The sequence below is a fragment of the Marinobacter sp. 2_MG-2023 genome (genome assembly GCF_030546935.1).
Lineage (GTDB): Bacteria > Pseudomonadota > Gammaproteobacteria > Pseudomonadales > Oleiphilaceae > Marinobacter.
Map to the genome: position 1 here is coordinate 698228 of NZ_JAUOPH010000003.1, position 20821 is coordinate 719048.

23 protein-coding genes are annotated in these 20821 nt (G+C 53.4%); 2 read left to right on the top strand and 21 right to left on the bottom strand.

Annotation, left to right across the window (positions count from 1 at the left end; translation table 11 throughout):
• Positions 1-58 precede the first annotated feature (58 nt).
• Positions 59-526 carry a peroxiredoxin gene (locus tag Q4501_RS10480; RefSeq protein WP_303596163.1) on the top strand — a complete coding sequence of 156 codons (468 nt, stop codon included), beginning with the start codon at positions 59-61 and terminating at the stop codon, positions 524-526.
• Between the two features lie 14 nt (positions 527-540).
• Here the strand turns inward: Q4501_RS10480 and Q4501_RS10485 are convergent, their stop codons facing one another.
• Both Q4501_RS10485 and Q4501_RS10490 read right to left on the bottom strand, forming a co-directional pair.
• Positions 541-1623, bottom strand: coding sequence for an AI-2E family transporter (locus Q4501_RS10485; RefSeq protein WP_303596164.1), 1083 nt, complete (start codon positions 1621-1623; stop codon positions 541-543).
• Between the two features lie 16 nt (positions 1624-1639).
• Complete coding sequence (locus tag Q4501_RS10490; protein ID WP_303596165.1) at positions 1640-1867, bottom strand: sulfurtransferase TusA family protein; 228 nt, start codon at positions 1865-1867, stop codon at positions 1640-1642.
• Between the two features lie 170 nt (positions 1868-2037).
• Here Q4501_RS10490 and Q4501_RS10495 point away from each other — a divergent pair, with 170 nt between their 5' ends.
• Positions 2038-3513, top strand: coding sequence for a M48 family metalloprotease (locus Q4501_RS10495; RefSeq protein ID WP_303596166.1), 1476 nt, complete (start codon positions 2038-2040; stop codon positions 3511-3513).
• A gap of 2 nt (positions 3514-3515) precedes the next feature.
• On the opposite strand, the gene nadA is transcribed toward Q4501_RS10495, so the two are convergent.
• The 19 genes from nadA to Q4501_RS10590 form a co-directional block, all read right to left on the bottom strand.
• Positions 3516-4577, bottom strand: a complete 1062-nt coding sequence (nadA, locus tag Q4501_RS10500; RefSeq protein WP_303596167.1) for a quinolinate synthase NadA — start codon at positions 4575-4577, stop codon at positions 3516-3518.
• A 68-nt stretch (positions 4578-4645) separates the two neighbouring features.
• Positions 4646-5200, bottom strand: a complete 555-nt coding sequence (locus tag Q4501_RS10505) for a BMC domain-containing protein (protein ID WP_303596168.1) — start codon at positions 5198-5200, stop codon at positions 4646-4648.
• A 28-nt stretch (positions 5201-5228) separates the two neighbouring features.
• Positions 5229-6557, bottom strand: a complete 1329-nt coding sequence (locus tag Q4501_RS10510; protein WP_303596169.1) for a 4Fe-4S dicluster domain-containing protein — start codon at positions 6555-6557, stop codon at positions 5229-5231.
• A gap of 14 nt (positions 6558-6571) precedes the next feature.
• Positions 6572-7228, bottom strand: a complete 657-nt coding sequence (gene eutL / locus Q4501_RS10515) for an ethanolamine utilization microcompartment protein EutL (protein WP_011784748.1) — start codon at positions 7226-7228, stop codon at positions 6572-6574.
• Between the two features lie 73 nt (positions 7229-7301).
• A complete protein-coding gene (gene eutC, locus Q4501_RS10520) occupies positions 7302-8252 on the bottom strand; it encodes an ethanolamine ammonia-lyase subunit EutC (RefSeq protein ID WP_011784747.1) in 951 nt (316 codons plus the stop codon).
• A gap of 10 nt (positions 8253-8262) precedes the next feature.
• On the bottom strand, positions 8263-9627 hold the full coding sequence (locus Q4501_RS10525) for an ethanolamine ammonia-lyase subunit EutB (protein WP_011784746.1): 1365 nt from the start codon (positions 9625-9627) through the stop codon (positions 8263-8265).
• 15 nt (positions 9628-9642) lie between these two features.
• On the bottom strand, positions 9643-11076 hold the full coding sequence (locus tag Q4501_RS10530) for an ethanolamine ammonia-lyase reactivating factor EutA (protein ID WP_303596170.1): 1434 nt from the start codon (positions 11074-11076) through the stop codon (positions 9643-9645).
• Positions 11073-12371 (bottom strand): ethanolamine utilization protein EutH, encoded by a 1299-nt coding sequence (eutH, locus tag Q4501_RS10535; RefSeq protein ID WP_303596171.1) that lies wholly within the window; start codon positions 12369-12371, stop codon positions 11073-11075. Before eutH ends, Q4501_RS10530 begins: the two co-directional genes overlap by 4 nt.
• Before the next feature lie 34 nt (positions 12372-12405).
• Positions 12406-13650: an iron-containing alcohol dehydrogenase gene (locus tag Q4501_RS10540; RefSeq protein WP_303596172.1), complete on the bottom strand. Its 1245-nt coding sequence runs from the start codon at positions 13648-13650 to the stop codon at positions 12406-12408.
• A gap of 1 nt (position 13651) precedes the next feature.
• Positions 13652-14497: an ethanolamine utilization protein EutJ gene (gene eutJ / locus Q4501_RS10545; RefSeq protein WP_303596173.1), complete on the bottom strand. Its 846-nt coding sequence runs from the start codon at positions 14495-14497 to the stop codon at positions 13652-13654.
• A 13-nt stretch (positions 14498-14510) separates the two neighbouring features.
• A complete protein-coding gene (locus Q4501_RS10550; RefSeq protein WP_303596174.1) occupies positions 14511-15908 on the bottom strand; it encodes an aldehyde dehydrogenase family protein in 1398 nt (465 codons plus the stop codon).
• A 53-nt stretch (positions 15909-15961) separates the two neighbouring features.
• Positions 15962-16267 carry a EutN/CcmL family microcompartment protein gene (locus Q4501_RS10555; RefSeq protein ID WP_303596175.1) on the bottom strand — a complete coding sequence of 102 codons (306 nt, stop codon included), beginning with the start codon at positions 16265-16267 and terminating at the stop codon, positions 15962-15964.
• A 31-nt stretch (positions 16268-16298) separates the two neighbouring features.
• Entirely contained in the window at positions 16299-16619 is a 321-nt protein-coding gene (eutM, locus tag Q4501_RS10560; RefSeq protein ID WP_368497513.1) for an ethanolamine utilization microcompartment protein EutM, read from the bottom strand.
• Positions 16620-16710: 91 nt separating this feature from the next.
• Positions 16711-17010 carry an ethanolamine utilization microcompartment protein EutM gene (gene eutM, locus Q4501_RS10565; RefSeq protein WP_144776578.1) on the bottom strand — a complete coding sequence of 100 codons (300 nt, stop codon included), beginning with the start codon at positions 17008-17010 and terminating at the stop codon, positions 16711-16713.
• A gap of 20 nt (positions 17011-17030) precedes the next feature.
• Positions 17031-18017 (bottom strand): phosphate acetyltransferase, encoded by a 987-nt coding sequence (gene pta / locus Q4501_RS10570; RefSeq protein WP_303596176.1) that lies wholly within the window; start codon positions 18015-18017, stop codon positions 17031-17033.
• On the bottom strand, positions 18014-18838 hold the full coding sequence (gene eutT, locus Q4501_RS10575) for an ethanolamine utilization cob(I)yrinic acid a,c-diamide adenosyltransferase EutT (protein WP_303596177.1): 825 nt from the start codon (positions 18836-18838) through the stop codon (positions 18014-18016). The genes pta and eutT overlap by 4 nt, the downstream gene beginning before the upstream one ends.
• A gap of 14 nt (positions 18839-18852) precedes the next feature.
• Positions 18853-19548, bottom strand: coding sequence for an ethanolamine utilization acetate kinase EutQ (gene eutQ, locus Q4501_RS10580; protein WP_303596178.1), 696 nt, complete (start codon positions 19546-19548; stop codon positions 18853-18855).
• 24 nt (positions 19549-19572) lie between these two features.
• Positions 19573-20127 (bottom strand): EutP/PduV family microcompartment system protein, encoded by a 555-nt coding sequence (locus tag Q4501_RS10585; RefSeq protein WP_303596179.1) that lies wholly within the window; start codon positions 20125-20127, stop codon positions 19573-19575.
• Positions 20106-20468: a BMC domain-containing protein gene (locus Q4501_RS10590; RefSeq protein WP_303596180.1), complete on the bottom strand. Its 363-nt coding sequence runs from the start codon at positions 20466-20468 to the stop codon at positions 20106-20108. The genes Q4501_RS10585 and Q4501_RS10590 overlap by 22 nt, the downstream gene beginning before the upstream one ends.
• Between the last annotated feature and the right edge of the window lie 353 nt (positions 20469-20821).

A 20821-nucleotide genomic window follows, 5' to 3' on the forward strand; every position in this document is an offset into this window, starting at 1 on the left:
TAAAACGGTTATGGTAATGTTGGGCACGAACGGACACAAGGGAATTAAAGGAGATGTCATGTCATCTATTGAACTGAATAAAGCGGTACCAGACTTTGAAGCAGCAGCCACGGGCGACCAGACCGTTCGACTGGCGGATTTGCGCGGCAAAAATGTCGTTATTTATTTCTACCCAAAAGACAATACTCCGGGCTGCACAACTGAAGGACAGGACTTCCGCGACAACATGAAGGCGTTTGCGGAACTGGATACAGAGATTTTTGGGGTGTCACGGGATGGGCTCAAGGCTCACGAGAACTTCCGGGCAAAGTTCGAGTTCCCGTTTCACCTGATTTCCGATAAAGATGAAACTCTCTGCCAGTTGTTTGACGTAATCAAGCTTAAAAAGCTATACGGCAAGGAATACATGGGCATTGATCGCAGCACGTTCCTGATTGACCAGGATGGCGTACTGCGTAAGGAGTGGCGCGGAGTAAAAGTGCCCGGGCACGTGGAAGAAGTGCTCGCAGCGGTGAAATCTCTCTGATCAACACTCTCATTTTATTTTATCTGATCTGGCGCGGTTGAGGATGAGAGTTCCTTAACCGGCCAGGCGGAAAACACTGCCTTGAGCATGGTTGCCAGCGGAATGGCGAAAAACACACCCCACAGACCCCAGATGCCGCCAAAAAACAGCACTGAGATAATAATGATAACCGGGTGCAGGTTGTTCACTTCTGAAAATAACACTGGCACTAACACGTTGCCGTCCAGCGCTTGAATGATCCCGTATATCACCATAACCCAGATAAAGTGTGTGCCCCAGCCGAAGGCGAACAGCGCAATCACTGCAACCGGAATGGTCACAACCGCCGCACCAATGTAGGGAATCACGACACTTAACCCAACCAAAAGTGAAAGCAAAGCTGCGTAAGGCACACCCAACAGCTTGAATGCAACATATGTTGCGCCGCCAACAATCAAAATTTCAACAGCTTTTCCCCGTACATAATTAGCACACTGCAGATTCACTTCGTGCCAGATCTTCAGCATCATCGGGCGCTGCGGTGGCAGTAGCCGGGAAATGGATCCCAGAAGGACCTCGCTGTCTTTCAAAAAGAAAAAAACCAGTATGGGGACCAGCACGATATAAATGAGTAGCGCCACCAGATCGGGGATACTCGATAGTGAGAAGGACACCAACCACTGTGTCATGTGCCCTACTTCTGTGTTCACTTGCTGATAAAGACTGCTAACCGCCTGGGCGGAGATGATATGCGGATACTCTTCAGGTAGCAGTTCAAGATAGGACTGCAACTCACCGATAATTCGGGGCGCTTCGCCAGCAAGAGTACTGAGCTGAGTCCAGATAAGCGGCAGCAGGCCGAACATAAAACCCACCAGAACACCCAGAAACACCAGGAAGACACCCACTATTGCGAGACCTTCCGGAACGCCGAGGGCATTCAGTTTGGTAACAAGCCCCTGGAGAATAAACGCGACTATGAGGGAGGCGATCACTGGTGCAAGCATGGCGCCAAACCAGATAATAAAAACTGTGCCTGTCACCAGAATCAGAAAAAGAATGACAGCTTCTTCATCTGAAAAGTATTTGTGCGCAAGACCGCGTAAAATTCTGAACATCAAGGACTCCGGAGATTTAACCGCCGCACTCTATCATAAACCGGTAGTGGCCATCAGTTTCCGAGGAGTTCACCAAACGGTGGCGGGATAACTTCAGAAAGGCCGGGATATCGCGGGCGGAGCCCACATCTGTGGCGATTACCTCAAGCATCTCGCCTGGCGACATGCCGTTGAGCTCCAGCTTTGTTTTCAGCAGGGGCATAGGGCATCGAAGCCCGGACGCATCGAGTGTACGATCAGCCATAGAGAAGTTGCACCATTACAAGACATGGAATTCGCAAGCCGGCATTATGCCCTCAGTGATACTCTATTGCATCACAAACCCTGTTAATGGTCGACCCGAACTGTTTCATGGAATTTCAACCATGATCTGTTGTCACAAGGGTAGTTTGAACCAGGAGCCCACAGCATTACATGACTAACGTTATTACAGCGTTTCCTTGTTACCGAAAACTTTCGCTTGCTGTGGTTTTTGCTCTAACGCTGGCATCAGGCTCAGCATCCACCGCACAGGAAAGCCAATTGCCGAGCATTGGTGGAACCGGCGGTGGCCTTATAGCCGGACAAAAGGAAAGTGAGATCGGGCAGCAGGTTATGGTGTCCATCCGGAGGTCAGCGCCCCGCATAACCGACCCGCTGGTATACGACTATCTCAGCTCTATTACCTATCGGCTGCTGCCCTCTGCTCCGCTGGATAACCGGGACATTACTCTCGCACTCATTGATAGCTCCGCAATCAACGCTTTCGCCGTACCCGGAGGGATCGTTGGAGTCAATGGCGGCCTGTTCCTCAATGCAGCCACAGAGCAGCAGTTCGCCTCAGTATTGGCACACGAACTTGCCCATCTTAGCCAGCGGCATTTTGCCCGCCGGATGGAGCAACAGGAAACCAGTGCACCACTTACGATTGCCGGCATGATTGCGGGCATTGTGCTCTCTGCGGTTACTCAGTCCGATATAGGTATTGCTGCCATTGCCGGCACTCAGGCGCTGGCCATCCAGAATATGCTGGCGTATAGCCGGCTTCACGAGCAGGAAGCTGACAGGGTTGGCCTGGATATCCTGGCGACGGCGGGATTGGATCCACGCGGTATGCCTGAAATGTTTGAAATCATGATGCGGCAAAATCGGCTACAGGGGAATACCATGCCGGAATACCTGTCCACGCACCCCCTGACCCGCAACCGGGTGGCCGATACCCGCAACCGTGCAGAACAATATCCTGAAAAGACCATCCGGGACGGCCAGGAGTACCACTTGGTGCGCAGCCGTCTGCAAGTGCACTATGCCCCCTCGCCCGACGTCGCAGTTGAAACCTTTGAAAGCTACCTTAACAAACCCGACGCACAGAGCAACGAGGCCATCCGTTACGGGTTGGCAGTCGCCTACCTGAGCAACAACCAGTTTGAGAAAGCAGCCAAAGCGATTAACGAGTTACTGGCCAGTAACCCGGGCCGGATTACCCTGCAGGTTACGCTTGCTGAAATATATATTCAGCAAAAAAGACTCGACGAGGCGCGAGCCCTGCTCGAAGACGCCCTGGCAAGAAACCCCGGCAACTACCCGATCACATCCACTCTTGCGGATGTGGAAATTGCAGCTGGTAACGGCACTCAAGCCGCCGAGTATCTGAAGCAGCTGACACGCAAAATGCAGCAGCAGGAATATTTGTGGTTGCGGCTTGCAGAAGCCGAAGGGATGGCAAGAAACATCGTTGGTGTGCACAGAGCCCGCGCGGAATACTATGCACTTATGGGCGACCTGGAATCTGCCCAAAGGCAACTTCGGCAAGCTCAGGAGAAGTTGCCCGCAGGCTCAGCCGAGAGACAGGTTGTATCAGAGCGGCTGGGAGAAGTTACCAGCCGCCTTCGGGCATACAGGAATAGCTAGTATCAGGCGTTACCCGCCGCTTTCAAGTTCATGCCGGCAGTGAAGTCCAACATGCGGCGCAGTGGCCTAAGGGCTTTCTCGCGGGTTACCGCGTCCACCAGCACTTCCTGGTCACCCTTCTCAATAACACTCAAAAGGTTTTCCAGACCATTCATCGCCATCCATGGGCACTGGGCGCAGCTTCGACATGTCGCACCGTTGCCGGCCGTAGGGGCTTCAATAAGCGTTTTATTGGGGGCGAGTTGCTGCATTTTGTAGAAAATGCCGTTATCCGTCGCAACGATAAACTCCTGATTCGGCAGTGTTTGCACAGCGTGAATCAGTTGGGAGGTTGAGCCAACCACGTCTGCCAGTTCCACAACAGCGTCCGGGGATTCCGGGTGAACCAGAATAGCCGCATCGGGGTATAGGGCCTTCAGGTCTTCCAGGCCGCGGTGTTTGAACTCCTCATGCACAATGCACGAGCCATCCCACAGCAGCATATCAGCACCGGTGGTTTTCTGAACGTAGTGGCCAAGGTGCTTATCCGGCGCCCAGAGAATTTTCTCTCCCCGAGAGTCCAGATCTTCCACAATGGCCTGAGCACAGCTGGATGTAACCACCCAGTCTGCCCGGGCTTTGACTGCAGCCGATGTGTTGGCATAAACCACCACAGTTCGATCACTGTGCTGATCGCAGAAGGCTGAAAACTCATCCGCGGGGCATCCCACATCAAGCGAGCAGGTCGCTTCCAGAGTGGGCATCAATACGCGCTTCTCCGGGTTCAGAATCTTGGCAGTTTCACCCATGAAACGAACACCTGCGACAACCACGGTTGAGGCCGGATGCTGGTTACCAAAACGGGCCATTTCGAGGGAATCTGCCACACAGCCGCCGCTTTCCTCGGCAAGACGCTGGATATCCGGGTCTGTGTAATAGTGCGCCACCAGTACGGCGTCTTTTTCCTTGAGGACAGCCTTGATACGGGTTTCGAGCCGCGCCTTCTCATCAGCGCTGAGCTGTTTCGGCTCCGCTGCATGGGCCAGATGTTCCTGAACAAGGATTCGGTCTTCAGCTTTAGTCATGTACAGCATCTCTCAGTTACTTTCTGCGCCCGAGTATATCATTTCAGACAGCAGTAGCACTGTAAGGACTATAACTTGTCCTGCAAGATCTCTTTGCGGGGCTGAGGAATAACGACTTTATCCACCAGCAACCCTTTCCTCTTGATGTAGTCTGTTCCCGCATCGACTGCTGCAGTCACCGCAGCAACGTCACCCGTCAGGGTCAGGAACCCCTTGCCACCAATCGCCATGGCCAGGTGGATATCAATCAGCTCAACATTGGCGGCTTTTACTGCTGCGTCTGCCGCTTCAATAATGGTGGCAACCGAGAAGGTCTCGATAATACCCAAAGCTGCCGTCTCCTCGATAACTCGGGTTCCACTAATGGCTGAGAAAACAGACGGGTGAACATTGGGGATGATCAGTTCATCCACAATGGTTTCGCTACCCATATCAAGCCCTGCAGCCATAGCAGATTCGACAGCAGCTACATCGCCGGCGACCATGACCATAAACTTACCCGGGCAAATGGTCCGGTTGAAAACGATTTCAACGTTAGCTGCCTTCAGCATAGCGTCGCCTACCGCATATCCTTTGGCGATTGAGTTCATCTCAATCATTCCGATCGCACTTTTGTTGCTCATGATCGATTCCTGTTGGAGCCCAAGCCAGTTAACCGGCGTCGATTTCAATAAAGCCGTCTATCAATGTAACGATCCCGCTGATACTGGCGTGAATGGGAACGCCCATTCCCTCACCCGCCGGGGCCGCAATGACTGCGCCCTCAACGACAGCATCCCCATTAGACACCACCGGCTCCGGGTGCTGCCCCATACGCTGGTGCAATGGAATGATGACTCGAGATGGAACCGTATCAACCTCTTTCCAGTAGGCGGTTTTACTGTCGTATTTGGCGAGCCCCAGCTTACGGGCCAGCCGTTGTGATGGCACGCCCCGGTATTCACGCATGCTGTGTACTTCGCGGGTCTGGCCCTGCAATTGCTCCGGTGTCAGCCACAAATCATTGGCCTTAAGGTCACGCTTGGTTGAAACGCATATATCTCGGGGGTTCAGCTGTTCCGGACACGCCCATAGGCTGCAGATATTACATTCACAACAGGCCTGAGCATGAACCGATAGAGTCTCGCTGACCTCGCCTGTTGTTAGCAACGAGCGCATAACCAGGTGCGGCTGTATCGGGTAGCCGAGCAGGTATCTGGGGCACATTTCAGTACAAAGGGTGCACTGGTCGCAACCGGATTTCCCGATGCGTTTGTACTCCTGCTCGGTTTCGGAACGTCGCCTCACAAGGTTGCTTGCCCTGGGCAGCACCAATAAACCACTACTCACTGCGGAAATCGACGCATCCTGGTCGTCAACGACCTGCCCCATCATGGCGCCGCCATCGATGACCACGGGATCATCACAGGTTATGCCACCAGCAAGGCTAATGACATCGCCAAAGCGCATACCTATGGGCAACCATGCGGTAAAAGGATGCTCAACCTCTCCGTGCACAGTGACCATGGTCCGGGTAACAGGCTGACCTTCTGCTGCCCGCGCAATGTTCACCAGTGTTTCAACGTTCTGAACCAGTACCCCGATATCCTTGGGTAGACCACCTGCCGGAATACGATTACCGGTTACCTCATACACCAGTTCGTATTCATCGCCCGCAGGATATACGTTGGGCATGAGTTTCAGTTCGATATTTGCCGGCAACAAAGGCTCTATGTGTGCGATCGAATCCTGGTGTTTTTCCTTGACTGCCAGCACGCCCCTGCTCGCACCAACCTGATCCATCAGAAGCGCCATGCCCTGAAGCAGTTCGGTTGAGAACCGCTGGATGATCGTCTGATCCTTGAACAGCAAGGGCTCGCATTCGGCTCCGTTAGCAATCAGCACATCGGCCGATGCCTGAATTTTTACATACGAGGGAAAACCCGCCCCTCCGGCACCCACAACACCCGCGCTTCTGACTTTTTCAACAAGGGAGTTCATGTCACCTGCGCCGCTCATATATCAATAGGATTTCTGGCAACGGCCAGAACTGCCTCCTCAAAGGCTTCGCACGCAGCCTTACACGCTGCCTGAGTACCAGTGAGATACCCACCACCGTAGTTCGTTTCAGAAGGCGGAGCAAAGAAGTTGGAAACCTTCACGCTGGCCGCTTTCAATGCTGCATCCATACCGAACATGGCTTCCAGAGGCGGTGCAATCAGATACGCCATTGAGTCGCCCCGCTTTAACCCGCCCTCTTTCGACAAATAGCTTCCGGTGGCAGATACCAGGTGTGCAAAATACGCGATACTGCCCTCGTCATTAGCTGAGTAAAAGCAGGCCTCATTTTCGATCACTTCCTGCGCTCTCTGAAGCCCGGCGATTACATCCGCAGGGCCTGGCCCGGCGATGATACCGATCACCTCACCGGATAACAGGCCGGACGAATGCGCAGCACCGGCATAGAATGATCGGGCGTATACCACATCAACCTGTGCAGCTTTTGTTGCCTCGTCCAGGGCTACGTAGGTAACGTCATCACTGTCGGCTGTAATCATGCCGATACATCGTTGTTCTTTCTTCAGATTAAACTGTTTCATCATTCCGTCATCGACCGACGCAATAACGCGTGTCGCCAATACCGATGCTCTGATCTCGTCCCGAATTGCCATGATGGTGCTCCTTCAAAATATTGCCGGGAGCCTCATTTTGAGGTCTCCGAACCATGAGTCTGAGCCCTTGGCTTCAGCGTTTAAGGTTTAGCCCACTCGCTTTTTGCTCAAGCATTTTGCGCGTCAGATCCACGATAACAGCCGCTGCCTCTATGGGTGGTGTACCGCCTTTATGGATATTGGAAATAACCATACGATCTGACTCCACCGTCTTCTCGGTGGGTTTGTATACGCAATAACAACTCAGGCTTTCAGACTGCCCCAGCCCTGGCCTTTCGCCGATGAGCAGGAGGTTGGCGTCGGCTTGCAACAGGTTGCCGATTTCATCCTGAGCCTTTACACGGCCATACCGCAGAAAGAACGGGGTGCCAACGGTAAATCCGGCACTCTCAAGCCCCTTCATAAGGGGTGGTATAATTTCGTCCAGGTTATTGGTCACGGCGTCTGTACTCAGACCGTCAGAAATAACCACCTGCACCTGAGGCGATTTCTTACAGCGTTCGCCGATGGTTTTCTTTGCGTCATCGGAGAGTTTGCGGCCAAGATCCGGGCGGCGGAGGTACTCGCTTTTATCCGAAATACAAGTCTGAACTTCCCAGAGGTTTTTCTTTTCAAGCCATTCCGGAGACACTTCCTTCACGACGGTGTCTTTTGAACGGGAATGGTCCGCAAGAAAGCGCAGAAGTGAACGGGTACGGGGCCTTGGCCCGGCTCGGCCCTGGCAGACACGGGCCGCTGTTTGTTTGACCATATCACTGTTGACCGAAGCGTTATGGGCGTTCTCGATACCGTTCCAATGCACGAACTTTTCAAGGCTCAGATCTTCAAGGCCGTCGCCTGTATCGGCTGACTCTGTCTGCCCTTGCCGACCAGCAGTCTCTGATGGCTTGTAGGCCGGTGGATCATTCCGCTGTGTACTTTTACCTTCGGGCTGAACACGAGTCACCTGGCCGGCGGGAAGGTCCTTTTCGCCCAGCTCACGCAACACCGAATTGACGATACTCTGAATTGTTTGCTCATCCATGGTTATCACCTCAATCAAAGAAGATGGATGGGTCGCCCGCACGGGCGGTGAGCTTGCCGTTCTCCATCAACCCCATAGTTTCCATCCAGGCCTCAAATTCGGGGGCGGGACGGTAGCTCAGGAGCTGCCGGGCAGTGACAACGTCATGAAAACCAGTGGTTTGGTAATTCAGCATAATGTCGTCCCCCAGGGGCAGGGACATCACATAGTTACAGCCAGCTGCTGCGAGCAGTGTGGTCAGGTTTTCATTAGAGTTCTGATCGGTATCGGCGTGGTTTGTATAACAGGCATCACAGCCCATGGAGATCCCGGTCAACTTGCCCATAAAATGATCTTCCAATGCAGCTCGCGTGATCTGCTGATGGTTGAACAAATATTCTGGGCCGATGAACCCGACAACCGTGTTCAGCAAATGAGGTTTATAGCGTTTTGCCAAGCCGTAGTTCCGGGCTTCGATGGTCACCTGGTCCGCACCGTGGTGGGCATTGGCAGATAGAGCCGTGCCCTGGCCGGTTTCGAAGTACATCATGTTCGAACCCGCAAGCTTGCAGTAATGTTTGCCCATCTCATAGGCTTCATCGAGCAATTCAACGGTCACGCCAAACTCATTGAGACCTTTCTCTGTGCCCGACAGACTCTGAAACAGCAAACCACCGGGTGCGCCTTTCTCAAGCGCCGCCATCTGGTTGGATATGTGAGCAAGCACACAACCCTGAGTCGGAATATTCCATTTGTCGGTGGCTTCCTTGACCGCATTGAGTATGCGGATGGTGTTTTCGACCGATTCAGTAACCGGGTTGATGCCAATAACTGCATCACCGCAGCCATAGCTCAACCCTTCGTAGACCTGAACCATAATACTGTCTATGTCATCGCGGGTATCATTGGGTTGCAGTCGGGAAGAAAACCGGCCAGGAATACCCACGGTGCAGTTGGCCTTTGAGATCACATACAGTTTCTTGGCACCGACCATGAGGTCGCCGTTCGAACATATCTTGCATACAGCTGCGACCATTTCAGACGTAAGGCCCCGGCGCATCCTTTCATAGTCTTCACGGGTGGGCACATCCGACAGGATGTATTCCCTCAACTCGCTAACGGTCCAATGCCGGATATCTTCATAAGCCGCTTTGTTTACCGCATCCTGAATGACCCGGGTTATGGCATCCTCTTCGTAAGGGACTATAGGATTTTCCCGCAAGGTTTCGAGGCGCATTTCACTCAGGACCTGTTTGGCGGCAACTCGCTCTTGTGCCGTCTCTGCCGCCACCCCTGCCAGCACGTCCCCCGAACGAAGTTCGTTCGCCTTTGCGAGCACGTCCTTTACGTCACGAAACTGATAAACCTTTCCGAACAACGTTGTCTTCAAGTTCATGAAAAACCTCCCCCTCTAGGCAGGAAATGCCAGAGATTTGATGGTTAATGGCACAACTTCCCCGCCAAAAAAACTTTCACCGATATCGATGTAATCACCGGTAACGGCGCGCACTTCGTCAATCACCAGCAGTTTCTGGGGGTCAATTCGGGGCTGCAGCTCCATCCCCAACACCTTACCCAGATCATTTTCAGTAACGATGATTGCAGGTGACTGGCGGTTGCCATGCTCTTGGTAATAATCTGCAATCTCTTTTGCTGTATGGCTCACAGCCTGATAACTCATGGGCATATCCCGGCCCAGCGCGATGGCGTAGTTATCCTCTCGCAGGCGCAAGTCCATGCGCTCCGCAGCCTCGACAATCTGTCGGCAAACCGGTGGCTGCTCGCCCCCCTCCCAGTCGATCTGAGGCTCCACCACAGGTATATTGCGAATAGGCAGTGAATCCACATTCATCCAGATTGAGCTTCCGGAGAGCGACATGGAGTAGGCGCCGGCGCCGATAACGGTGGCCTGTTGAGTCTGGGCCGGCTCTTTGACGTTCATCGCCGCGAGCGTCGGGTGCCTCAATAAAGCGCCGCCAAGCATTACGCCGACATCGTTCCACTTGAAAGGGTCAAGATCGTCTGTTTTCAGGCGGTAGTAGCTGGTGCCGACGCCTCCGCTTATGAAGACTGCATCAAATTCACCCGCCTCTTTCAGATACGGCGTCATCATCAGTTTTCGAGCCAGTTCAGAGTGGTTGCCAAGGATCACATCAACAACCAGTTGCGCCATGCAATCAACGACCTTTTTAAGCTTATCCGCGCTTAACCGGCTTTCAGGTAACGCCTCTCCAAACAGCGACTCGAGAACCAGCCTTGCGGGTTCCCGGATTTTGGTTACAGCCCCCGATGGGTCAGTTTTAACCAGATTCCCGCCGATATTAAGACAGGCAGTGTCCTCTACCCTGCCACTGTTAAAGACCACGTAGTTACTGGTGCCACCGCCAATGTCGATGTTCAGTACCCGGGCGTGGTTACGCTTCGAGTAATCGCCCGCCCCACTGCCTCTCCCCGCAATCACGGACTCCAGATTTGGCCCCGCAGTTGCTACCACAAAGTCCCCCAAACGCTCGGCAAGCCCCATAACGGTATCTTTGGCGTTCTTCACTTTAGAGGTTTCACCGGTGATGATAATGGCACCGGTTTCAATATCACTGAGAGCAATACCCGCAGCAGCAAACTGTTCATCAATAAACCGCTGCAGCATGGGCACATTCACTGTGCCATCCTCCTGTAAAGGCGTGGCGCTGACGGGGCTCTGGAAAAAAATCTCCCGTTCCACAAACTCATACCTGGGCACCTGGGTAACAGGTGCCCGGTTGACCATGGTGAGCCTTGAAAAGATCACCTGGGTAGTGGTGGTGCCGATATCAATACCAACACTGTGGACGGTTTTTCTGTTCACGCTTTTCCTTCCGCTTCCTCAGAGCTGGATAGCTCTGGTGCTGGTTTACCGTTTTTCTCGATGGAGGCGATCATGCGATCGGCGAGCAGCATGGCGAACAGGACAGCAGTGATACCACCGACGAGCTTGCCGATGATGACAGCCATGATCATGTCCGGTTTGTTGGCCGCGGTAAAACCAAGATGGTCACCAAAGGTGAACGCGGCACTGACGGCAAAGGCCGAGCAAAGAATCTTGCCGCGGCTATCCATATCCTTCATCACCTGAAACATTGGAATGTTGTTGGCCAGAGTGGCAATCAGGCCGGTGGCGGCTGTCGTGTTTACGTTCAGCACACCACCCATCTTCAGCAATGGCTTCTCGAACCAGCGGGTCAGCAACAGAACCATGGGGTATGCACCCAAAAGAATAATGGCGATGGAGCCGATGACTTCGATCGCTCGCATATCAACACCCGGCTCGTCGCCAGGCACCATGAATATCGGGTCCATGCCGGGAATCAGGGTAATGCCCAGAGTCTGCTTCAATACCGCAGCTGCAAGGCCGATTGTGATAAAGGCAACCAGGAATTTTGCAAAAATCGAAAAGCCGTTAATCATCTTTTCGGGCATGAACCATAACCCGGCGGCGATCAGAGCAGACACGATTATTACCGGTATCAGATTCATGAAAATCAGCGGCATATTGAACTGTATCGCCTGGTCAGTGCCGGGTATAAGAACCGTTGACGCCATGGCGGCCAGCCCACCTGCAATACAACCGAGGGGGATAGTAACAATACCCGCCAGTACCCCGGACGCGAGGTAGGGGCGATCCTGTTCTTTAATGATGCCAACAGCAACGGGGATGGTGAATACAATAGTAGGGCCCATCATGGCCCCAAGAATCAGGCCAGCATACATCCAGGCGCCGTAATTAATGGCTCCATCCACGGCTGTGGCCATTTCTTTCGCCAGGAAGTATCCGCCCATGTCGTTAGCCAACAGGGTGGTAGCAAACATGGCCGGGTCGGCGCCAAGAAATGTGTAGATCGGAACAACGATTGGAGACAGTATTTTGGCCAGCACCGGCGCCATGGCGATAATACCAACCATAGCCAACGCAAGTGCGCCCATGGCCTGAAAACCCTCTTCAAACTCGTTACCGGCCCCTGAAATAGATCGACCAAAACCACGCAGGCCGATCTTTCCTAGAACCGGTTCCGACCCTCCAAATTGCATGAATATGCGATCCAGTGCGCCGATGACCATAAAGGTCATCATGATATAAAGAATGATCTGGTTTAACGTTTCCATAACCGGCTCTCCAGCTTCTAGCAAAAGGGTTCAATCACACTTTTTCTTTTTTTGTCACCTCTTCAAGCAATTGCACAATATCCGCTTCGGTAACATCTCTCGGGTTATCCCGGGCACACACGTCCTGGAGTGCTTCCGTCGCAATGGCGCTAAAGTCATCACGGTTAATACCGGTACCCGTAAGCTTCTCAGGTAACCCAATGTCGGAAAGCAGCTGCCTGACGGCATCAATGGACGCGATGCATTGCTCTCGTTCAGTCATTCCGGAATGGGTAACGCCCAGCATATGTGCGATGGCGGCATACTCTCGTTGGCAAACCAGAGCATTGAATCTCATGACGTAAGGGAGAAGAATCCCGTTGGCGATACCGTGGGCAAGGCGGTAGCGGGGTCCAATCTGATGAGATATTGCATGGACCAGGCCAAGCCCGGAATTACTGAAAGCAAGCCCCGCTTTGTAAGATGCAGTTGCCATGGTCAGCCGGGCGGCCCTGTCTCCCCCGTTACCCACTACGATAGGCAATGCCTCAGCAATACTTTGTATCGCGCAAATAGCCAATGCCTTTGCCAACGGATGGGAACTCCTCGCAGCGTAGGCTTCAATAGCGTGTGTCAGCGCATCAATACCGGTTGCAGCCGTTACCTTAGGCGGCAAACCAAGCATCAGGCCCGGGTCTACAATCGCGAGATCCGGCATCAGGTCCGCTTTTTTAATTACAAACTTGTGCAGCCTGTCAGCCCGCATGATCACGCTGATATCGGTAACTTCAGACCCAGTGCCCGCGGTTGTTGGAACAGCACCCAGCCCCACGACGCGGCGACCGCTGAACCCCGGTTCTGCCAATTGATGCAGGCTGCTCTGGCTGCTCCCCGCCAGAGCTATGGCTTTGGCTGCATCCAGTGCTGAACCGCCACCGAAGCCCAGAACAAAGTCTGCTTCATTGCGGGTCAGCAATTCGGTGGCAGAAGCGACAACCGTTTCATCAGGTTCCTGAGTTATAGCGGGATAGATCGTGCATGCTATGCCTGCTCTCTCGAGGCTCCTTTCCATGCTTCGCATCAGGCCCTTTTCATGGACCACACGATCCGCGACCACCAAGACATGAGTTACATCCAGCTTGCTGAGTATCTCGCCAATTTTGAGAATCGCACCCTCACCCATCAAGGTCTGGCGCGGGGCGTTGAAATTGAACAGGCCATGGGGCGTCAGCTCGTCTACCGTACGGGTGACGATATCCTCAATTAGTTCGTTGTCCAGTGGCTGTTCTCCCAGATTCATTTCATCCAACCCTCGCTTCTTGAGCCTGGAGAACATCCGAGTAGCTGGCGATTGCCAACGGCGTCAGATAAAGCGGGTGCGAAGGAAGTACTACCTCAACGCCTGGAAACTCGGCCGCAAACACCTCCAGAAACCCCGGCAACGCGCAGGAACCGCCGGTCAGATAAATGGCCGGTACCTTGTAGTCAGCAATATGGCCATGGACGATATCCGCCATTTTTGCAATGACGGGGGTCGCCAGTCTGCACAGTGCGAAATCTTTGGTGTTGCGTTTCATCTCTTCGGCTTCTTCATAAGGCATACCGAAATGCCCGGCAAGGGCCAGACTGATATGCCGTCCGCCAGTGGCGTCATCCATCGAGCAAACAACTTCCCCCTGTTCAATAATGGCGGTTCCTGTAGTTCCACCACCAATATCGACCACGGCTGCGTGATCAAGCTGCAGCAACTTCGCCACACTGCTTGGTTCATCAATAACCCCTGCCACTTCAAGGCCGGCGGCTTCAATAACGTTGGTTGAAATGCGTGAATCCGTGCCTGGAGGGAAAGAAGTGGTGACCTGTTCAATATGAATACCCAGCTTTGCGCCCGCACGCCGAACCTGCTCCCGAACAATCTGGCTGGCACCAAAGAAATCGACGACAACGCCGTCGCGGACGACATTGGCCCAATCCATAAAAGCTGCAAGCGGGTTACCGGCCCCATCCAATACAATCGTCTGAATGTCGGCGGTACCCAAGTCGACACCCACTCGGAATTCGCCCTGAAAGGGCTTGGCGGCGTCCTTGTTGATCAGGCCGGCAGTCGTCTTCAGTAATTTGTTAACGTCGGCCATTGTCCTGCTCATTTCGGTCTCCTTGTCATACGATTCGGAACGAATCCACCATGGTGCAGCGGCGCTTGCGCACAAATGTGCTGGCGTTAGTAACTCCCTCGCCAGTAGGTGTTGATATCGTCATGGAGGTCCACCCTTCTCCACCCGCACCCAGCCCGGCAATACAAGGGCCATTTTTTACAAACAGGCTGCAATTGATTTCCAGTGCCATGCGGGAAAGATTGTCGATATTCCGGGAGTGCATGGCTGCGGTATGCAGATTTCCGGACTCCAACTCCACTGCCCAATCGATAGCCTGGTCTGCGTCGCGGGCGCGTATCAGCGCAATAACCGGGAGCATCATTTCAGTTGTGGCAAACGCATGATCCCGCCCGGTTTCTGTAATAAGCAAACGAGTGCCAGCCGGTACACTGAAGCCTGCTGCTGCCGCGATCTTTTCCGCATCTCGCCCTACCCAATCCGGCTTCGGACGTGGGCTGGGGCCGGGGTAACCCGCTAAAACGAGCCTTGCCACAGCATCTGCCTGATCTGCATTGATCTCAACGGCACCATGTCGGCACATGGCCTCTTTTAATTCGGTCGCAATAGACTCAACGGCAACAACTTCCTTCTCATCGACGCAGATGATGTTGTTATCAAACGACGCACCCTGAACGATACTGATCGCCGCCCGTTCTATATCAGCGGTTTCATCCACTACAACAGGCGGGTTACCCGGTCCGGCCGCTATCAGGCGTTTGTCAGTGACTTTCCGCGCAGCATTCACCACCGCATCTCCACCCGTAATAGTGAGCAAGCGAATGCCGGGGAAGCTGAACAGCCGTGTGGCTGCTTCAATTGAGGGTTCTTCAACACAAGTAACGAGGTTCGCAGGCCCCCCGGCACTCAATGAAGCACGATTGACCAACTGGATAGTGCGCTGGGAAACGGCTTTCGCTGCAGGGTGAGGTGAAAATACAACCGAATTACCGGCTGCGATCATACTGATCGCATTGTTTAAAATGGTTGCTGATGGGTTGGTAGAGGGAGTAACCGATGCTATTACGCCCCAGGGTGCGTTTTCGATAAGTGACAACCCATGATCACCAGTAAGCGCCATCGGAACAACAGCTTCGACCCCAGGTGTTTTGTCGAGCACCAGCTTGTGTTTGCGTATCTTGTCCTCTACCCGTCCGTATCCGGTCTCCTGAACGGCAAGCTGAGATAACTCCTGTACATGCTCGTGTCCCATGCGCCGAATAGCCGCAATGATCGCCTCTCGATGCGCCACCGACTTGACCTGTTTATGGGCACTCTGAGCGGCCGCTACGGCATCATCAAGCGTTCTGAATACGCCGTAGCTTTCACCGTCGCGCTGCGGCGAGTTCAGCTGCTCGATAACGCGGCGGACGATGGACTCAATCTGCTGTGCATCCATCTGCATGTTCCCTCCCCCCGAGGCTGCCTCACCATTTATGACAGCCTGATAAAAGTGGCCTAGTACCGACGCTGGGACTTTTGAAACCAGGTTTCCGAGCCACCGGTAACTTCATCAATAATGCCCACGACACTGAGATCGACAGGTGTATGGCCGCTACTGTCTACCGACATGCGAGCGGAGCTACCACCCACCACCAGCACCCATTCACCTTCCCCTGCGCCCAGCCGGTCAGCTGCCACCATCACTGGGCTCTCTTCGTTTCCGTCCTGATCGATAAACTTGACCAAGGCAAGCTTATCCATCCCCAAACGCTCGCTGCGGACAGTAGCAACGACTTGACCGATTACCTTTGCAAGTCTCATGGGATAGCTTCCAAATCAGCAGGCATCAGCCTTATGCTTTCTTGCCCTGGTTAGGTTTTCCCGGTTCTACCCCTTTTCTCGGCGCAATCGGAAATATGGATTCCAGATCAGCGTGTGGTCGTGGGATGACATGAACCGCAATCAGCTCTCCGAGGCGCTGCGCTGCTGCCGCTCCTGCGTCCGTCGCAGCTTTACAGGCAGCCACATCACCTCTGACCAAAGCGGTCACGTAGCCATGGCCGATTTGTTCATAGCCAACCAGCTCAACCCTGGCGGCTTTTACCATGGCATCTGAGGCCTCTATCAAAGCCGTCAGACCTTTGGTTTCAATAATGCCTAGTGCTTCCATCATGCTGGTACCCTCTAGCCTTTCGGCTTGTTCTGAAGCCTGCTTCCAGACTGCGTTCATCTGAATAAACCTTTTTCATTGTTGCCTGATTGCCTCAGGAATCGGATAAAGGCTGCCCGGTAGGAGTAATCGGGAATATCGATTCCAGATCGCCGTGCGGACGCGGAATCACGTGCACAGCCACCAACTCACCCAATCTCTGTGCTGCTGCGGCACCGGCATCTGTGGCTGCCTTACAGGCAGCTACATCACCCCGAACCATCGCAGTGACAAGACCACTACCAATCTGTTTGTAACCAACAAGCTGAACTCTGGCCGCTTTTACCATTGCGTCAGAGGCCTCAATCAGGGCGGTCAGGCCCTTTGTTTCAATAATTCCAAGTGCTTCATTCATGGTTAATTCTCCTCAGGGTGTCACTTCTCGTTGTTAACCAGGCATGACGCCACCATGGCGACGTCGACGATATCGTCGGCCGTACAACCCCGTGACAAGTCATGCATAGGTTTCGCTAAACCTTCCAACATCGGCCCCAGCGCTGTGTAATTAGCCATGCGCTGAGCAACCTTATAAGCAATATTTCCAGCATCAAGTGAGGGAAATATCAGAACATTTGCATTACCTTTCAATGGGCTGTCAGGCGCCTTCTTTTGAGCAACAGAGGGCACAACCGCTGCATCGAACTGCAGTTCGCCATCAATGACCAACGAGGGAGCCCGGGTGTGCGTTAACTCAAAGGCCTCCATGATTTTTCTGGCTGCCGGATGCTGCGAACTGCCTTTGGTCGAAAATGACAGTAACGCGACCCGCGCCTGCTCACCCGTGAGCGCCTCAAAACTGCGTGCCGAATCAATGGCAATATCAGATAGCTGCTCGACTGTCGGCTCTGGAATAACCCCCGCATCTGCAAACAGCCGGATGTCGCTGCCATCGGCTGACGACATAAGGAAAAACGATGACACGGTTTTCTGTCCTCCAGCCGTTCCGATTACCCTGATGGCCGCCCGGATCACATCGCCACTGGTCGAGATGTTTCCTCCAATACAGATATCAGCATGCCCTTGCTTGACCATCATGGCGCCAAAAAACAGAGGCGCACTCATGGTTTCGCGGGCTTCCTCCCTATCCATCCCTTCGTTCTTATCGACGTACGCACTGACAAATGAGTCCATCCATTGAGAACGTGCAGGGTCCACAATCGAAAAACAGGGCATCGCTACGCCCCTCTCATGTGCATAATCCCGAAGTTCAAACGGGTTACCCAGCAAAATGGGCTGAGCCAGGCCACGTTGATGTAGCTCGTTTGCCGCATGCAGCACCCGCTCATCAAGAGCATCGGGAAAAACAATGCGCTTCGGTGTTTCACGGCACGCATTCCGGCACTGCTCCATCACCTTATTCATGAAATCACTCCAAGTTCAGGGAGTGATCCACTCGTTTCAACCACCAGAGTCATTAGCATCAATACGTAAAGTGCACTGCTTAGCCGATTGAGGCCCTGAACGATATCCGGCCGCGTAAGACCAAAACTGTCCGTCTGGAATGCTTTACAGGCCTCGACTTCTGCCTCACGGGCCATAGCCCTGAGCACGTTCAGCAGCGACACGTTGGCACCGTGCTTTAGTTCCGGAACTATGTGGTCGTGGCCAAGATACTTCAGAGGTTGGTGGGAAATCTGGTGAATGGTTTCGTCGTCCAGGTCTCCCATACTGATATCGTCCTGAACTTCACCAGTAACTTCGCTTCGCAGGAGATTACCCATAAACGAACGCAGATCTGCCAACGAATGGCACAGCACCGGATATTTATCGAAACTGACGGCAAACTGCGTCTGTACCCACACGGTCTGGGAAATCAGCGTATCCAACTTGCCACGCAGTGCGATTCGGGGATGGGTCTTGGGAACCAACTGTTCACCGTCTAACAGCGTCAGCAACTCGGTTTTCTTTTCGACGTGGCTGTGACAAATAGCACAACGATTACCGGGGCGGACGTTCGCGCTGGTGAGAGGGTGCACCGAGGCTTTCTGGCTTACGCCCGCGTCCGACTCGTCAGGCAGGAAAACCCGACCGTCATCACCGATATATTTGATGCGGATCTTGCGTTCGGCCAGCAGCTGGCTTGCAGACGGGGTAAGCCTGGCTCCCTGAGGCAGGTGTACTTCGCTGCCATGGGCTAGGCCATGCTCGGCTCGCAAACTGGCTTCTGTAATCCAGGATGGCATCGATACAACCCCTTTTATTGCGCTGACCAATCCGCTGGATAGGTCACATACACAAATCGCACTTTCCCGGGAGACCCAAATTCAATAGACGCACCCTTGGGTATGAAAAAGACGTCACCTGGCTTGCCGATGTGCGTCTTGTCACCACAAGTAATGTGCAGTTCGCCCTCAAGAACCACGTCGATCTCGTCGTAATTCAGAGTCCAGGGAAAACTGCAGTTATCCCACTGCATATAGCCTGCCGCGATGGAGCTTTTGTCGTCGGGACCAATGACATCCGTCAGCCCTATGGGTTTGCCGCCTGCGCCGTCGAACTTACCGGGCTTCACGGAATTACCGCGCACAAGCACAACGCCATTGGGCGCTTTCTCGCGTTCACATGAAGGACCCGCGGCATCCTGGTGCTGTAGCTCCTTCAAGGCTTTCTCGATCAACTGGTCAAGCAGGCCGGAATTCTGGTGTGAAGCTGGCAGCTTTGCCCTGACCGCTTTTTTGATAGCCTGCAGGCTATCCGGTTGGCCGCCCGTGCGAGAGGCACCGTCTTTATGCGGTTCGCTGCTGACCGCTACATCGATTATTTTGACCCCGAGCTTCTTGGCAACATCACGGGCTTCTGGCGTAATAATCGTGCTTTTCGGGGAAACCTCCACCGAGGTCTGTCCGCTCTTGTGCAGCTCCTTTATTTTTTCAGCCGTAAACAGAGATTTCATAACCCGGCCCCTATCAGATTCGTATTAACATTCGTTATCGCCAACGCCTAGGCTTTCAGCGCACTCTTCGTTGGCACCTGTTTTGGTATCTGGTGTTTGCAAACTGATCAGAAAGGACCTCAAGGCAGCAACACCCTCACCCGTTGCTGTAGAAGTCAGAAAATACGGTGGCGAAATATTGTGATCCTGCATTACCCGGCAGGCCGTTTCTGCGTTGGCATCCGGTAAATCGATTTTGCTGACTACCCCGACAACCCGCTTGCCAGGGTAAACTTGCAAAAGGCCCGGAGGCAGTGAGAAAGACGCACTATTTGCCGGCTGCAGATACACGATCGTGCTGATATCGGAAATAGTGGACAGCAGGGCCCCATAGTATGCGGGGCGGGAGGTGAACTCCCCCGGAGTATCTACAACATGACTGGGATGAAAAACAACAGCTTGTGTTTTCATAACCTGATCGCTGGATTCGAGCAGTGCCATCGTGAGTGCCGTTTTGCCGCTGCCGACATCACCCACCAGCACGAAGTTCGCCAGATCCGGATACAGAGACGTCCTATTCATGTCCGGGTTGCCTGACATACCCTGTATCCTAATGACGACTCCAGCGTAGAAAGGATGGCGCCCAATGCTTCCTCGACTGACCCGATACTACCGGTAAGGACGAGCGCGCCCGAAAAGCGATCCAGAAAGCCTATTTTTACCGATGCAAACTTGGTTGCGACATCGCCGGCAATAATGGCCGTTTCGCCCGGCGTCAGGGTAAGAATACCAATCGCTTCTGCATGCTCTACACCGACTTTCTGGCACAAATCCTCAGTGGGATTCGCGAGCAAATGCGCCAGGGTGACCTGCTTACCCGGGACATACTCTTGAATAATGCGCTCAATGTCGGCTGAACTGCCAGAGCCACTCGCAGACACTATAAAATGCCCCGCTTGTCATGGTGCTTGAGCGTTCAATTCGCTCAAGGTAAAACCTGAACATAGGCTTATCCTAGTCTACGACCGGTTAATTACCAGCCATCGGAAAAGCAACTTGTCTGGAATTTGATACTGGTCAATATATCGTTTTGGATAGCAAGTTCTTTTGGGAACAGAGGAAACGAGAAAATCTCGGAAGGAAAATTACGGGTTTACGCAGAGCAAAAAAAAGGACCGCATTTCTGCAGTCCTTTAAGCTAAAACTTTTCATGCTTTAATATGGTGGGTCGTGATGGATTCGAACCATCGACCAATTGGTTAAAAGCCAACTGCTCTACCAACTGAGCTAACGA

What these genes read in the sequence shown, in the direction of transcription:
- Q4501_RS10480 (WP_303596163.1), top strand. Translation starts at nt 59, where the DNA reads ATGTCATCTATTGAACTGAATAAAGCGGTACCAGACTTTGAAGCAGCA.
- Q4501_RS10485 (WP_303596164.1), bottom strand. Translation starts at nt 1,623, where the DNA reads ATGTTCAGAATTTTACGCGGTCTTGCGCACAAATACTTTTCAGATGAA.
- Q4501_RS10490 (WP_303596165.1), bottom strand. Translation starts at nt 1,867, where the DNA reads ATGGCTGATCGTACACTCGATGCGTCCGGGCTTCGATGCCCTATGCCC.
- Q4501_RS10495 (WP_303596166.1), top strand. Translation starts at nt 2,038, where the DNA reads ATGACTAACGTTATTACAGCGTTTCCTTGTTACCGAAAACTTTCGCTT.
- nadA (WP_303596167.1), bottom strand. Translation starts at nt 4,577, where the DNA reads ATGACTAAAGCTGAAGACCGAATCCTTGTTCAGGAACATCTGGCCCAT.
- Q4501_RS10505 (WP_303596168.1), bottom strand. Translation starts at nt 5,200, where the DNA reads ATGAGCAACAAAAGTGCGATCGGAATGATTGAGATGAACTCAATCGCC.
- Q4501_RS10510 (WP_303596169.1), bottom strand. Translation starts at nt 6,557, where the DNA reads ATGAACTCCCTTGTTGAAAAAGTCAGAAGCGCGGGTGTTGTGGGTGCC.
- eutL (WP_011784748.1), bottom strand. Translation starts at nt 7,228, where the DNA reads ATGGCAATTCGGGACGAGATCAGAGCATCGGTATTGGCGACACGCGTT.
- eutC (WP_011784747.1), bottom strand. Translation starts at nt 8,252, where the DNA reads ATGGATGAGCAAACAATTCAGAGTATCGTCAATTCGGTGTTGCGTGAG.
- Q4501_RS10525 (WP_011784746.1), bottom strand. Translation starts at nt 9,627, where the DNA reads ATGAACTTGAAGACAACGTTGTTCGGAAAGGTTTATCAGTTTCGTGAC.
- eutH (WP_303596171.1), bottom strand. Translation starts at nt 12,371, where the DNA reads ATGGAAACGTTAAACCAGATCATTCTTTATATCATGATGACCTTTATG.
- Q4501_RS10540 (WP_303596172.1), bottom strand. Translation starts at nt 13,650, where the DNA reads ATGAATCTGGGAGAACAGCCACTGGACAACGAACTAATTGAGGATATC.
- eutJ (WP_303596173.1), bottom strand. Translation starts at nt 14,497, where the DNA reads ATGAGCAGGACAATGGCCGACGTTAACAAATTACTGAAGACGACTGCC.
- Q4501_RS10550 (WP_303596174.1), bottom strand. Translation starts at nt 15,908, where the DNA reads ATGCAGATGGATGCACAGCAGATTGAGTCCATCGTCCGCCGCGTTATC.
- Q4501_RS10555 (WP_303596175.1), bottom strand. Translation starts at nt 16,267, where the DNA reads ATGAGACTTGCAAAGGTAATCGGTCAAGTCGTTGCTACTGTCCGCAGC.
- eutM (WP_368497513.1), bottom strand. Translation starts at nt 16,619, where the DNA reads ATGATGGAAGCACTAGGCATTATTGAAACCAAAGGTCTGACGGCTTTG.
- eutM (WP_144776578.1), bottom strand. Translation starts at nt 17,010, where the DNA reads ATGAATGAAGCACTTGGAATTATTGAAACAAAGGGCCTGACCGCCCTG.
- pta (WP_303596176.1), bottom strand. Translation starts at nt 18,017, where the DNA reads ATGAATAAGGTGATGGAGCAGTGCCGGAATGCGTGCCGTGAAACACCG.
- eutT (WP_303596177.1), bottom strand. Translation starts at nt 18,838, where the DNA reads ATGCCATCCTGGATTACAGAAGCCAGTTTGCGAGCCGAGCATGGCCTA.
- eutQ (WP_303596178.1), bottom strand. Translation starts at nt 19,548, where the DNA reads ATGAAATCTCTGTTTACGGCTGAAAAAATAAAGGAGCTGCACAAGAGC.
- Q4501_RS10585 (WP_303596179.1), bottom strand. Translation starts at nt 20,127, where the DNA reads ATGTCAGGCAACCCGGACATGAATAGGACGTCTCTGTATCCGGATCTG.